We start from the raw sequence: 12885 nt of genomic DNA, 5'->3' as shown, positions 1-12885 counted from the left end.
GTTACAGAGAAACTGCGCCATGTCAGTGTTTGCGGCTTTAGCCCCACCGCTGATCTGAAGGTTGAAGAAGATCCCTGTGGGAGCGAGCCTGCTCGCGAAGACGGAGTGTCAGTCACCATCATTGTTAAATGACAGATCGCTTTCGCGAGCAGGCTCGCTCCCACTGGGGATCTGTGCTGGACATCAGGTTCGGTGGTTAATAATCCCCGCGTTTGCGAAACGCCCACCGCCCGGCAATCACGGTAAACGTCGCCACCAGTGCAACCAGAATCCAGAACCCTTCCGGATCTTGCGACAACGGCACCCCGCCCACATTCATCCCGAAAAAACCGGCAATGATGTTGATCGGCAGCGCCAGTACCGTCACCACGGTCAGGGTGAACAGCGTGCGGTTGCTCTGTTCGTTGAGGTTGGCGGCGATCTCTTCCTGCAACAGTTTGATCCGCTCACCCAGCGCAGTGAGGTCGTTGATAATCAGCGCAAACTCCTCGGTGGATTTGCGCAGCTCCTTGACGTCCTCCTTTTGCAACCAGGACGGCGGCCGGTTGAGCAGACGCAACAGCGAACCCGGCTCCAGCGCCAGCAGCCGTTGCAGCCGCACCAGCACACGGCGATTGGCACCGAGTTCGGCACGGTTGGTCGACAGCCGCGAGGAGAGCAATTCGTCCTCGACCTGATCGACGCTCATGCTGGTCTTGCGCACGATCTGCGTGAGTACTTCGCCCTGATCGCGCAGCAGATGCACGAGCAATTCCGAGGGCGAACGAAAACGCTCGCCGGCCTTCACCGACGAGCGCAATTTATCCACCGAGTGCAGCGGTTGCAGACGCGCACTGACGATCAGTTTGCTGCGCACACAGACCCACAGCGTCGACACGTCCGAGGAGACCATGCTGCTGAGGTTGAACACCACATCGTTGACCACCGCCAGCAACGCCGAGTCGACATGCTCGATGCGCGTCGACCGCGAACCTTCGTGCAACGCTTCGAAAAACTCCTCGGGCAATTGCAGATGACTTTTCATCCAGCGCTCGCACGCCGCGTGCGCCAGATTGAGGTGCAGCCAAAGGAATTCGCCCGTGTCGTTATCGTCCTGCAAGCAGCGCAACGCTGTCGCCGAGTCGACTTCGCGGCCACGTTCGCCGGGCAGGAAACGAAAGCCGTAGAGCAGGCCAAACAGATCGGGATCGCGATGGCTGATATCGAGGCTGTGGTTCATGAAGGCTCGCTGCGAGGAGGGTGCGTCGGTCGCGCAAATGGCAGGTTCACTGAGCCGCATCATCGCAATGTCACATGACGTTTGTGTGACAGCAAAGTGACGCCAAATCAGCGACTTACCGGCGGTCGGAGTTTCTTCAAGAAACGCTCTGGTGCGCCGATCACGCTTGGGTTACGTTGCGCGCGCTTGGCCATGAGCCAAGGCGTGCCGACAGGGATGTCCGGCAAAATTTCACGCCTTACCGGGCGTGCCTCATCCTTGTCCTGAGTATCTTTCGATGCTGCAAAAATCCCTGAGAGCGCAAATTCTCGCCCTGCTGAGCGGCAGCCTGCTGGCGATGCTGTTGATCGCCCTGGCCTGTTTTCACTTTCTGTCCAACGGCGTGCAGAGTTACAGCCAGTTGATCGCCGGTCCCTTGCACACTTCGCAATTGATCGACGAGGCCAACCTGCAATTCAAGGTGCAGGTGCAGGAATGGAAAAACGTTCTGCTGCGCGGTAAGCAACCGGTGGATCTGGCTAAATATTGGGGCCAGTTCGAGGATCGTCAGCGCGATGTGCAGAACATTCTCGGTGAACTGGCCAGCCAGAAAGGCATCGAGCCGGCGCTGAAAACCCGCATCGAACGTCTGCGTGAAGAACATCGTCTGCTCGGCGCTGCCTACCAGAAGGGCCGCGATGCCTACGTGGCTGCCGGTGGTGATCCGACGGCTGGTGATGCGGCGGTCAAAGGCGTCGACCGCGCCGCCAGCGATCAGATGAGCGAGCTGGTCGCCGAGTTGCGCAAGCAAGGCACCGCGCAGTCGGCGCTGATCAGTGCCGAGGCTGATCGCACCGTGTGGCTGGGGCTGCTGGTGATGCTCGCGTCGGGTCTGCTGATCGGCTTGTTGAGCCTGTGGCTGGTCAACCGTAACTTGGTCGAACCGATTCGCAAACTGATCGATTACGTGACCCAGTTGAGTCGCGGCAAACTCGCCGAGCGCGTGGTCAGCGACCGCCAGGATGAGCTGGGCAACCTCGCCGCCGCCGCCAACACCTTGCGCGATTTCCTCTCCGAAACCTTCACCCGTTTGCAACGCAGCGCCAGCAATCTGGATAGCGCCAGTGGCGAGTTGAATGCGATCGCCACGACCATGGCCGGCGGCACCAACGAACAATTCAATCGCACCGATCAAGTGGCCACGGCGATGAACGAAATGTCCGCCACCGCCCAGGAAGTGGCGCGTCACGCCGCTGATGCTGCGCGTGCGGCCGACGATGCCGACCAGTCCGCCCAGCAGGGTGAAAAGGTCATGCAGAGCACCATCCACTCGATCACCCAGATGCGCGGTGAAATCGCCAACACCGCCACGGTGATCCGTCGTCTGGAAGCCGACAGCGGCCGCATCGGCAAAGTGCTGGAAGTGATTCGCGGCATCGCCGAACAGACCAACCTGCTGGCATTGAACGCGGCCATTGAAGCGGCGCGCGCCGGTGAGGCCGGGCGTGGTTTTGCCGTGGTCGCCGATGAAGTACGCAACCTCGCACAACGCACCGCCGAGTCGATCATCGAGATCAACCAGATCATCCAGAGCGTGCAGACCGGCGCGGTGGACGCGGCGCAAGCCATCGACAGCGGCCAGACGCGCAGTGATGAAAGCGTCGAGCAGGTGACCCAGGCCGGCGCGATGCTGGAGCGCATCACCCACGCGGTGGAAGCGATCCGCGACATGAATCGTCAGATTGCTACCGCCGCCGAAGAGCAGACCTCGGTGGCCGAGGACATCTCGCGCAACCTCACCGAGATCACCTCGATCGCCAGCACCAACCTCGACAACGTGCAGCGCACCGAAAGCGCGAGTCAGAACCTGCACAGTCTGTCGGGGGAGCTGAGCGAAGTCACCGCGCGTCTGAGTGCCTGACGCCAATGCCTGTGTACCGGTTCGGATACCGAGTCGGTACACAGTCGATCTCAAATTGAAGCAGCCGTGGTCGATGACCGGTTATCTATAACCGGCATTGGAGTATTTCCATGGTCAGCATCACGTCTGTTTCGATCAATCAGACTCTCAGCACACCCACCAGCAAAACGTCGATTAGCGACGTTGCTGACGACACGTCTACCTCAGCAACCGCCAGCACGGGCGCGACTGCCGATAGCGGTAAAGTCGCCGCCGGTGGTGGGGCCGCTCCGGCGGGTGACAGCAGCTCCAGCAGCAGTGAAGAATCGGATTCGGTGAAAGAACTGCGCAAGCAGATTGCCGAGTTGCAGAAGCAATTGCAGGAGGAGCAGCAAGCGCTGCAAGCGGCCCAGGCGAAGCAGGAAAGTTCGGATGCCAAAACCGCCGAAGTAGCTGCCGCACAAGCGCAGATCACCGCCACCTCGGCCTCCCTGTCGACCGCCACAGCTTCATTGTTGCAGGCGTTGCAGGACTCCGACTCGAGCACTTCGGGGTCGTTGGTCAGCACCTCGGTGTGATGCCTTTTCCCCTCACCCTAGCCCTCTCCCGGAGGGAGAGGGGACTGACCGTGGTGATTATTTGCGTTACGCCGACCTGAAACATCGAGTCGAACTCAGGTCTTGAATAACCCCCCGATCGGCTCCCTTTCCCCCTCGCCCCCTTGGGGGCGGTCCGACGTTTGATCTGGCTTAATGATTCTGGACACCCCTAAAGGGCGTTAATCTACGCCCAACGAAGAGGTGTGATTTGACCAGAAGATATTTTTCGACAGATTTCAAACGGGATGCGGCTTGCCTGGTTTTGGATAAAGACTATTCGGTGAGTGAAGCCTGCGAAGCAATGGGCGTGGGCCCTACAGCTCTGCGCCGCTGGGTTGAGCAACTGCGTGCGGAGCGCAGCGGCAAGACGCCTGAGAAGTCCAAGGCCATGACCGTTGACCAACAACGCATCCAGGAACTGGAAGCAACAATTCGACGGATTGAGCGCGAGAAGGAAATTTTAAAAAAGGCTACAGCTCTCTTGATGTCGGATTCCCTCGATCGGTAAGGCTGGTCGAGGAGTTAAGCGAGCAATATCCAAGATCCGAGTTGTGTGGCGTGTTTGGTATCAACCGCAGCAGTTATTACGAGCGTCTGAAACAGCGGGCGAAAGTGCATGTCGGACGCGATCGCCTAAAGATCAAGGCTGCCGAATTACATGAGCAAAGTCGCGGCTCAATGGGCGCGCGCAGCCTGTCAAAAGCGCTGTGTAACGAAAAAGAGTCGGTAGGTCGTTACATGGCTCGTAGCCTGATGCGCGAGCTCGGTTTGAAGAGCCAGCAACGGCGCAGGCATCGGTACAAACCCAGCGGTGCGGAGGCGCAATACGCCCCAAATCATTTGGAGCGTAAATTCAATGTCGAGGCCCCCAATCGAGTGTGGTGTGGCGACGTGACTTACATTTGGGCCGGTACTTACTGGGTTTATCTGGCTGCTGTACTTGATCTGCATGCCCGCCGCATCGTCGGCTGGGCGATGTCCAGAAGTCCGGATTCAGCTCTGACCTGTCGAGCGTTAAAGATGGCTTTCGAGTCGCGAGGACGCCCTGAAAACCTAATGTTCCATTCGGATCAGGGTTGCCATTACAGCAGCAAAATGTTCCGTGAAACGCTGTCGGAGATGCGGATAAAACAAAGCATGAGTCGACGAGGAAACTGCTGGGATAACGCCCCGATGGAGCGTTTCTTTGGCAGTTTGAAATCTGAATGGATACCCAAGGCTGGCTACCGAAACGAAGATGAGGCCAGTACCGATGTGTTGCGCTACCTGACCCATTATTACAATCGGATCAGGCTGCACAGTCACAACGGATATCGGACTCCGGTAGCAATGGAAGCCTTGGCAGCATGAGAAATGACCTAAACCCTATAACCGTGTCCAGTATCGTTTGACCAGATCAGTTTCGGGAGGGCTGGGGTGAGGGGGAGAAAATCTCACTGACAACACATCAACCGGGCCAAACACCAGACACAAAAAAGCCGCACGATCTCTCAATCGTGCGGCTTGCTTTATACGCGGTATCAAGTGTCTTGCTTGTTGCTCAACACCTTGCCAGTGGTCGCATCAAAGTCCACATCGAACTCTTTGCCATCAGCAGTTTTCAATTCAACTTCATACTCATAACCGTTGAAGTGGTTATCCAGGTCAGTGTCAGTAATAGTTGCACCCGGATACAGTTTCAGCGCATCGGCATTCATCGATTCCAGCGACTTGATCTTGCCTTCCTTGACCAGTTGCGGGATCTGGTCGACGCGGACATCAGCCAGGGCCACGCCAGCAGTGAGGGTCAGGGCAGTGGCGGTAAACAGGGCAGTCAAAGTTTTCATCGGTTCATTCCTTGGGTGACTCGTTTAAGTGGCCTCAGGTTAACCAGCGCAACTTAACTCACCCTTAAAACCCTGCACCCAAACAAAACGGGCAAGCCATGCACCTGCACAGAACCTGTGAGAGCGTGGCTTGCCCGTGATGAAGGCGCCTGGATTTCAGATCAGAAACCGTTGTTCTTCAACACCTGATCAACCGTGCCAGCCGCCGGGCGTTTGTAGAACTTCAACAATTCGCTGGCGCGGTTGGTGAAGATGCCGTCGACACCGGCCGCCATGACTTTCTCGAAGTCCACCGGCTCATCAACGGTGTAGACGTGCACCAGCATGCCCTGATCGTGGGTGTATTGGTTCATCCACGGTTGCACCAGATCCGAATAGCTCTGATCGCCGCCCTTGGTCAACTTCGCCGACGGGCCGGTACCGATGGCACCTTGCGACTTGGCGTAGTCCACCCATTGCTTGAATTCGGCTTCGGACTTCGGCTCTTGTTTGCCGTAGAAAACGTTTTTGTCTTTCTCGCCGGACTCGGCAAAGGTTACTTTCGATTTCGGCTCGATGCTGCCTTCGCCGACCCACAGCAGGAGGATCTTCGGCACTTGCGGCATTTCTTTTTCCAGCAGTTCGAGGCTGTTTTTCTCGAACGTCTGCAGGATCACCTTGCCTTTGCCCTGACCCACGCCCAGCGCACTTTTCGCCAGCTTCGAACCGGCCGGGCTCAGCCAGCCGCGATCCTGCAGTTTTTCCTTGAGGTCTTTCTCGATCCCGGGAAACAGCTGCGGCTCTTTGGTCTCGATGTACAGGCCCGGCTTGTGTTGCGGATTGGCCTGGGCGATGTCGATGATTTCATCGAGGGTCAGAATTTTCAGTCCGGCGTAGGACGGGCGGGCGCGATCTGGGTACTTGGCGTTGAACCAACTGCCGGCGTCGAGGGTTTTCAGTTCGGCCATGGTAAACGCGGTGGCCGAGGCGTCCTTGCGCTCCGGAAACTTGCTGGCGACGTCGGTGGTGCGTTGCAGGTTGTCGTCGTGCAGGGCGAACAACACGCCGTCCTTGCTGCGCTGCAGGTCCATTTCCAGGTAATCGGCGCCGAGGTCGCGGGCCAGTTTGTAGGACGCTGCGGTGGATTCCGGTGCATCGAAGGACGCGCCACGGTGAGCAATCACGGCCGGGTGCGGGATGCCGTTGGCGGCAGCGATCGCTTTCGGGTCGGTCTGGCTGGCAGCGTGTGCCTGACCAAGACCGAGCAGCAGGCTCAGGACCAGAGCGCTTTTGGTGAAAGTGGCGGGCATGTTCGAGTTCCTTTCGCAGGGCATTTTCAAAGACGTACCTTTTAACAACTGAATCGATCGCGTGCTATCGCAGGACCGACATAAACGTATTAAAAGCGATTTTTCCTGCACTTTTGTGGCGCGGTTTGCAGTACGCTTGCCCTCGGCAGACGTCCCGGCAGAGGGCGCGCCGCTCCGTTGCCCTGCGTGTAAACCATCGATCATTTTTCGTGAGGTTTACCATGCGCATCACCTCCCAACTCATCTGCCAGGCTGCCGACGATCTCAAGGGTTTTGTCGGCCTCAACCGCAAGACCGGTCAATATATCGTGCGTTTCAGCGAAGATTCGTTCGGCATGGACGTGGCGGATGACGGCATTATTCCTGTGAATGAATTCGTCTGGGCGCCGGCGACGGCGCAGACCATGACCCTTAAACGCGAGTTGATTCAGCTATTGCTGGGTCAGAACATCGACGAGCGGATCAACATCACCGAGCCGTTGCGGGTGTATATGAGCAAGGTTGAGGTGCCGGAGATTGAGGCGGTGCGGAGTCTGGTGCGGGGCTGAAGTTTTGCTGTGAAGGTGAGGGCCTCTTCGCGAGCAGGCTCGCTCCCACATTGGATCTGCGTCGATCACAAATCCCCTGTGGGAGCGAGCCTGCTCGCGAAAGCGGTCGACAATGCGCCGCCATTTTATTGCCCGAACCGATACTCACGCTCAACCCGACACACTCGCGTATGAAACGCCGAATACCACTGCAAGCGTCCGCGCTCCTGAATCAGCCGATGCTCAGGGTTCTGTCGCCACGCCAGAATCGCCGCTTCGCTCTGCCAATACGACACCGTAATCCCGACGCCATCCACGCCGCGAACCGACTCCACCCCGAGAAATCCCGGCTGTTCACGCACTAACAATTCCATGCGTTCAGCCGCCTCGGCATAGCCGTTGTCACCCTCGGTGCGGGTCGAGGTAAAAATCACCGCAAAGCAGGAAGCCATCAACGCGGCTCCATGCAAGCTTCAACAAACGCGCGCACCAGCGGCGGCATCTGCCCTTTTAGCGCGGCACGCTCCGGTTGAAACAACGTCGCGACAAAAAATCGGTGATCCTTGAGTTCAATCGCGCGCAAATCCCCTGCCGAATCATGACCCACGGCTTGTAGCCGATCATTCAACAATTCCTGTTCGAACAGCGGATTCACACCGAAGCGGCAGCGATAACCTTCACGAATCTCAGACGTTTCGTACGCCTTGGCGATCAACGAGCCTGGCACCAAGTGAATACTGTCCACCGCTTCGACCAGCGAACAGGTCAACGGCGTGAGTACCGCGCGTTCTGAGTCGGGTGATGTTTCACCATGTTCCGCATCCATCCAGCCCAACACATTGCGGGAAAATTCCAGCACCGCATGCTGAAAACCGCCGCAGGTGCCGAGGAAAGGGCGCTGCTGTTCGCGGGCAAAACGGATCGCTCGTAGTGCGCCGTCTTCACTCTTGTAAGGACTGGCCGGTACGCACCAGAAGCCGTCGAACCGCTCGAGCGGCGTATCGGCGTGGATCTGCTCGGTGGGCAACCATTCGAATTGCACGTTGCGATTGAGGTGTTCGGCGACCAGGCCGAGGGCGACGGGAATGGCTTGGTGGGCGGTGACTTGCGGGTCGTAATCGCCAATCAGGGCGATACGGATGGCGCTGTTTTCCATGGGGGTTCCCTGCGCTTGTTGATTGATGGCACTCACTATAGATTGGCGTTCACGCACTCAACATTGGCGTTTGCCCAAGTGATCAATGCAGCCACGCACTATCAGCTCGACTACCCCGACCTCGCCCTGATTCTGGCCTTGGTGCGTGGCGGCTCCCTGGCCCGCGCCTCGCAGCTGTTGAAGGTCGATGTGTCGACGGTATTCCGCGCCGTGCGCCGTCTCGAAGCCGCACTCGGCCAGCAATTGTTCGAAAAAAGCCGTGCCGGTTACCTGCCGACGAACCTCGCGCAGACGCTGGCCGAGCAAGCTGAACGCGCCGAACAGGCATTGGAAGCCGCACGTATCGGCGTGGAGCAGGGCGGCGAAGTGGTCAGCGGCACGGTGCGTCTGACCTGCACCGATTCGGTTTTGCAGGGTTTGCTGCTGCCGGCGCTGGCGCAGTTCATGCCCAATTATCCGGCGTTGACCATCGAACTGAGCACCTCCAACGACTTCGCCAACCTCAGTCGCCGTGATGCCGACATTGCTCTGCGCCTGACGCGGACACCGCCCGAGCATCTGGTCGGACGGCAACTGGCGACGATTTCCTACCGCGTCTGCGCCAGTTCGCGTTATCTGCAAAATGTCGATGCTTCGGATCTGACGGCGTTGACCTGGATCGCCCCGGATGACTTTTTGCCCGATCATCCGACTGTCGCCTGGCGTCGTCAGCATCTACCCGGTGTCACCCCGGGCTATCGCTGCAACAGCATGTTGTCAGTCACGGAGCTGGTTCGCGCAGGCCTCGGTGTGGCGGCATTACCGGACTTCCTCATCACCGAGAGTGTGCAGGCGTTGAGCGAGCCGCTGCACGGTTACGACACCGCGTTGTGGTTGCTGACGCGCCCGGATTGCCGAGCCTTGCGCTCGGTGGTGACGTTGTTCGATGAACTCGGGCGGGTACTGCGTTTGCCGTGATCAGCGCTGCGGGTTCTGGCGCATATGATCGTGCAGTTCGCTGGTCAGACTGGCGATGCGTTCGGTGAGGTTTTTGGTCATCTCGGTGAGGCGGGTGTTCTGCTCCAGCAACTCAAGCAGTTGCGCGGTGTTCTTCGCCGCTTGGGCCTGACGCTCGGTATTGGCCTGTGCCAACGCTTCACGGTGTAGCGCATCGGCATCGGCTTGTGCCTTGTCGCGCGCGGCCTGACGGGTTTGTGCCAGCAGAATCAGCGGCGCGGCATAGGCGGCCTGGAGGCTGAACGCGAGGTTGAGCAGGATGAACGGGTAAACGTCGAATTGCGTCACGCCCGACACGTTGAGGCCGATCCACACCGCGACGATCACGGTTTGCGCACCGAGAAACAGCGGCGTGCCGAAGAACCGCGCGAACGCCTCGGCGCGCAGCGCAAACTTGTCGTTGCCGAAGGTGGTGTTGAGGTGGGCGTGGGGGCGGTGGAAGCGCAGGTGGTCGACGGGAGCTGTTTCAGGCAATGCGGGTTTTTCAGTGGTCATGGTGCACTCGGCAGGGCATGGGACGTGTAGTCACTATAGCCCTGCGTTGTGGCGGCCGGCCCCTTCGCGAGCAAGCTCGCTCCCACAGGTATCCGGGGTGTTCACACATATTGTGATCAACCTAACCCCTGTGGGAGCGAGCCTGCTCGCGAAGGTCGCGCCTCGGTCTACTGACCCTGCATCGATTACCCCGGCACCCGCTCATTGGCAAACATGCTCACCGCATCCACCGCCTCACTGGCACCATCACGAATCTGCAGAATCACCGTCCCCGCCTGATTCGCCAATTCGACGCCTTCAGCCGCGCGACCCCGGGTGCCTTCCATGCTCTTGATGGCCTGACGGGTTTCGCTCTGGATCAAACCGATCATGGTGGATATCTCTGCGGTCGAGCCGCTGGTACGCCCCGCCAGCAGGCGCACCTCGTCGGCAACCACGGCAAACCCGCGGCCCTGTTCACCGGCGCGGGCGGCTTCAATTGCAGCGTTGAGCGCCAGCAGATTGGTCTGGTCGGCAATCGAGCGGATGGTGTTGACGATGGCGGTGATCTGCTCGGAGCGTTCGCCCAGTTGTGCAATCAACGTTGAAGATTGCGCAATGTCTTCGGCGATTTCGCGCATTTCGCTGGCGGCTTGCTGGATCACCTGCGTACCTTGCTCGGCGACTTTTCGCGTCGCTACCGAGATGTGATAGGCCGCGCTGGCACTGCGTGCGTCCTGTTCGTGTTGCTCGACGCGCGCGGTCACATCGGAGGCGAACTTCACCACTTTGCACAAGCGCCCGGCAGCGTCGTAGACCGGGTTGTAGTTGGCTTCCAGCCACACCGTTTGCCCGCGTTTATCCACGCGTTCGAACTGCCCCTGGAAAAGTTCGCCCTGATTCAAGCGCCGCCAGAAATCCTCATAAGCGCTGCTGTTGACCAGCGCCGGCGTGCAGAACAAACGGTGATGTTTACCTTTCAGCTCGGCGAGGGTGTAACCCATGCGCGTCAGAAAATTCTGATTGGCCGTGAGAATACTGCCGTCGAGGTTGAACTCGATGACCGCCATGGCCCGGTCGATCGCCTGCAACTTGGCGTTGGCTTCGCTTTCCTGCTGCACCTTGGCGGTCACGTCCATGGCGTACTTGACCACTTTCACCACCCGTCCCGAAGCATCCTTGATCGGGTTGTAGCTGGCTTCCAGCCAGATCGGCTGGCCCTTGCCGTCGACCCGTTCAAACGTACCGGACTGAAACTGGCCGTTTTTCAGACGTGACCACAGATCAGTGTATTGAGCACTGCGCCCGAACTCCGGTGTGCAAAAACGCCGATGGGGCTGGCCGATCGCTTGTTCGGTGGTGTAACCCATGGTCTTGAGAAAGTTGTCGTTGGCGCGCAGCACCACACCATCGAGGTCGAACTCGATGACCGCCATCGAGCGATTGATCGCATCGAGCAGGCCCGTTTGTTCGGTGAGGGTGCGCTGAAGATCGTCGACGACGGCTTTGTGGCGATTAAAGAACATGTTCGCAGTACTCAGGAAGTGGGGAAGATCGAGGATTCAGTCCCTATTTCCGCGCCGGCAGACCGAATGCGCGGACGGCATTCGGCAATGACTGCTCAATACCAGTATTCCTTAGCTGGCAGATGGCTACTTATACAAAACTTCATAAACTTGTACAAGGAAGTAATTATTTGTAATTTTGTATAACTTTTTAGGCGTCGGCGTTGTCTGTCGCGGTCCTGGTCAAGGCCACACTGATGGTGTTGCGGCCCGTGTGTTTAGCGATGTAGAGCGCTTTGTCGGCATCGTCCAGCCAGTCCAGTGCATCCTTGTACAAGTATTGATAGCGCGCCAAACCGATACTCAGGCCCACTCGCAACTCTGGCACCTGCGGATGACGGTACTGCTGCAATGCCTCGCGCAATTGCTCCATCAGGGCCTCGGCCTTGTGCAGGGGCAGTGTCGGCAGGATCACGCAGAACTCGTCACCGCCGTAGCGCCCGGCCAATTCGTACTGGTCCAGCAGGCGTTTGAGCTCCTGACTCAATTGCCGCAGTACCTCATCGCCGACGATGTGCCCAAAGCTGTCGTTGATCTCCTTGAAATGGTCGATGTCGATCAACGCCAGAGTGGCTTGGGTGTTGTGTTGGCGGCACTGCTGAAATTTCAGGTGCAGCAGGTCTTTCCAGGCCCCGTGATTGAGCAGGCCGGTGAGGCTGTCGGTGCGGCTCAGGGCACTCAGTGCGCGTTTGTGTTGGGAGAGTTTGATCGCCAGGTGATAACAGACCATGCCCAGCGCGAGCGGATACAGGGTGAGCATCGGCAGGCACGCCCAGACTTGCGTTTGGGTCATCGTCAGGCTGAATTTGCCACCGAAAATCGCCCAGCCCAGCAGTACACCGGCGAGTTGCGCGAGGGCGCCGAACACGAACAGACGTTGGCCGCCGGCGGCAACGTTGTTCATGGTCATCATCGACAGGATGGTCACGGTGGTCAGCGGGTTGAACTGAAAGCACGCCGCCCAGAAACCGCCGAACATCGAATCGTATAACAAATTGCGGCGTTCAGCCTGATACGGGAACGCCGAGCGCGTGGATATCTGGTAAGCCAAGTGCGGCCAGGCGAAACCGTTAAACAACAACAGCGCCCACAGCCAGTCGGGCATGTTCAGCGGATACAACGCCGCAGCGACGCTGAAGAATCCCACGCCCAAGCCAATGGCTCTGGGCAGATAAATACGTCTGGCGAATGACAAGCCTTTGCCGCGTTGGTTTTCCATGATGCCCTGCGCGAAATTCATCCTGAAATACTTTGCAGTATTTTCTCAGGCTAACCGTTCGTCGGTCGATTGTCGGACATTGTCATTTATTCCAACGGGAATAATCAGTGTCCTTCCGAGCCATTTAGTCGATGGT

General features: G+C 58.5%; 12 protein-coding genes and 2 pseudogenes. 5 read left to right on the top strand and 9 right to left on the bottom strand.

Translation table 11 applies throughout. From position 1 onward, the window contains the following. Positions 1–196 precede the first annotated feature (196 nt). Positions 197–1219, bottom strand: coding sequence for a transporter (locus HU754_RS22835; protein WP_093430430.1), 1023 nt, complete (start codon positions 1217–1219; stop codon positions 197–199). 277 nt (positions 1220–1496) lie between these two features. Between HU754_RS22835 and HU754_RS22830 the strand changes: the two genes are divergently transcribed. The 3 genes from HU754_RS22830 (at position 1497) to HU754_RS22820 (ending at position 5047) form a co-directional block, all read left to right on the top strand. Beyond that, on the top strand, positions 1497–3119 hold the full coding sequence (locus HU754_RS22830) for a methyl-accepting chemotaxis protein (RefSeq protein ID WP_186625358.1): 1623 nt from the start codon (positions 1497–1499) through the stop codon (positions 3117–3119). A gap of 110 nt (positions 3120–3229) precedes the next feature. After that, positions 3230–3676, top strand: coding sequence for a hypothetical protein (locus tag HU754_RS22825; RefSeq protein ID WP_093430428.1), 447 nt, complete (start codon positions 3230–3232; stop codon positions 3674–3676). Positions 3677–3905: 229 nt separating this feature from the next. Further along, positions 3906–5047, top strand: a protein-coding gene (locus HU754_RS22820) for an IS3 family transposase (protein ID WP_225919934.1) whose coding sequence is annotated in 2 segments (ribosomal slippage) — positions 3906–4167 and positions 4167–5047 — 1143 coding nt in all. Because the reading frame shifts where the segments join, the coding sequence is not laid out codon by codon here. Between the two features lie 170 nt (positions 5048–5217). Here HU754_RS22820 and HU754_RS22815 read toward each other — a convergent pair. Both HU754_RS22815 and HU754_RS22810 read right to left on the bottom strand, forming a co-directional pair. Further along, a complete protein-coding gene (locus HU754_RS22815; RefSeq protein ID WP_099756970.1) occupies positions 5218–5523 on the bottom strand; it encodes a PepSY domain-containing protein in 306 nt (101 codons plus the stop codon). Positions 5524–5684: 161 nt separating this feature from the next. Further along, positions 5685–6812: a glycerophosphodiester phosphodiesterase gene (locus HU754_RS22810; protein ID WP_186625084.1), complete on the bottom strand. Its 1128-nt coding sequence runs from the start codon at positions 6810–6812 to the stop codon at positions 5685–5687. Positions 6813–7033: 221 nt separating this feature from the next. Between HU754_RS22810 and HU754_RS22805 the strand changes: the two genes are divergently transcribed. Next, positions 7034–7360 (top strand): DUF2025 family protein, encoded by a 327-nt coding sequence (locus HU754_RS22805; RefSeq protein ID WP_186625082.1) that lies wholly within the window; start codon positions 7034–7036, stop codon positions 7358–7360. Positions 7361–7485: 125 nt separating this feature from the next. Here HU754_RS22805 and HU754_RS22800 read toward each other — a convergent pair whose 3' ends face one another. After that, positions 7486–7791 carry an antibiotic biosynthesis monooxygenase family protein gene (locus tag HU754_RS22800; RefSeq protein ID WP_186625080.1) on the bottom strand — a complete coding sequence of 102 codons (306 nt, stop codon included), beginning with the start codon at positions 7789–7791 and terminating at the stop codon, positions 7486–7488. Beyond that, positions 7791–8495: a CTP synthase C-terminal region-related (seleno)protein gene (locus tag HU754_RS22795; protein ID WP_186625078.1), complete on the bottom strand. Its 705-nt coding sequence runs from the start codon at positions 8493–8495 to the stop codon at positions 7791–7793. The genes HU754_RS22800 and HU754_RS22795 overlap by 1 nt, the downstream gene beginning before the upstream one ends. Positions 8496–8510: 15 nt before the next feature. Here HU754_RS22795 and HU754_RS22790 point away from each other — a divergent pair, with 15 nt between their 5' ends. Next, a complete protein-coding gene (locus HU754_RS22790) occupies positions 8511–9452 on the top strand; it encodes a LysR family transcriptional regulator (protein ID WP_186625076.1) in 942 nt (313 codons plus the stop codon). Here HU754_RS22790 and HU754_RS22785 read toward each other — a convergent pair whose 3' ends face one another. From HU754_RS22785 to HU754_RS22775, 4 genes and pseudogenes are all read right to left on the bottom strand, one after another. Continuing rightward, positions 9453–9986, bottom strand: a complete 534-nt coding sequence (locus HU754_RS22785; protein WP_095048144.1) for a DUF1003 domain-containing protein — start codon at positions 9984–9986, stop codon at positions 9453–9455. Between the two features lie 185 nt (positions 9987–10171). Beyond that, a pseudogene (locus HU754_RS29850) lies at positions 10172–10609 on the bottom strand (methyl-accepting chemotaxis protein); the annotation flags it as partial. Positions 10610–10717: 108 nt separating this feature from the next. Then, a pseudogene (locus HU754_RS29845) lies at positions 10718–11401 on the bottom strand (PAS domain-containing protein); the annotation flags it as partial. 280 nt (positions 11402–11681) lie between these two features. After that, positions 11682–12749 (bottom strand): diguanylate cyclase, encoded by a 1068-nt coding sequence (locus tag HU754_RS22775; protein WP_186625095.1) that lies wholly within the window; start codon positions 12747–12749, stop codon positions 11682–11684. Positions 12750–12885 lie beyond the last annotated feature (136 nt).

Origin of the sequence: Pseudomonas zeae (assembly GCF_014268485.2) — a bacterium.
GTDB classification, from domain to species: domain Bacteria; phylum Pseudomonadota; class Gammaproteobacteria; order Pseudomonadales; family Pseudomonadaceae; genus Aquipseudomonas; species Aquipseudomonas neuropathica.
The sequence above is the reverse complement of the archived record's forward strand: the minus strand, read 5'-3'. Positions and strand labels throughout refer to the sequence as shown.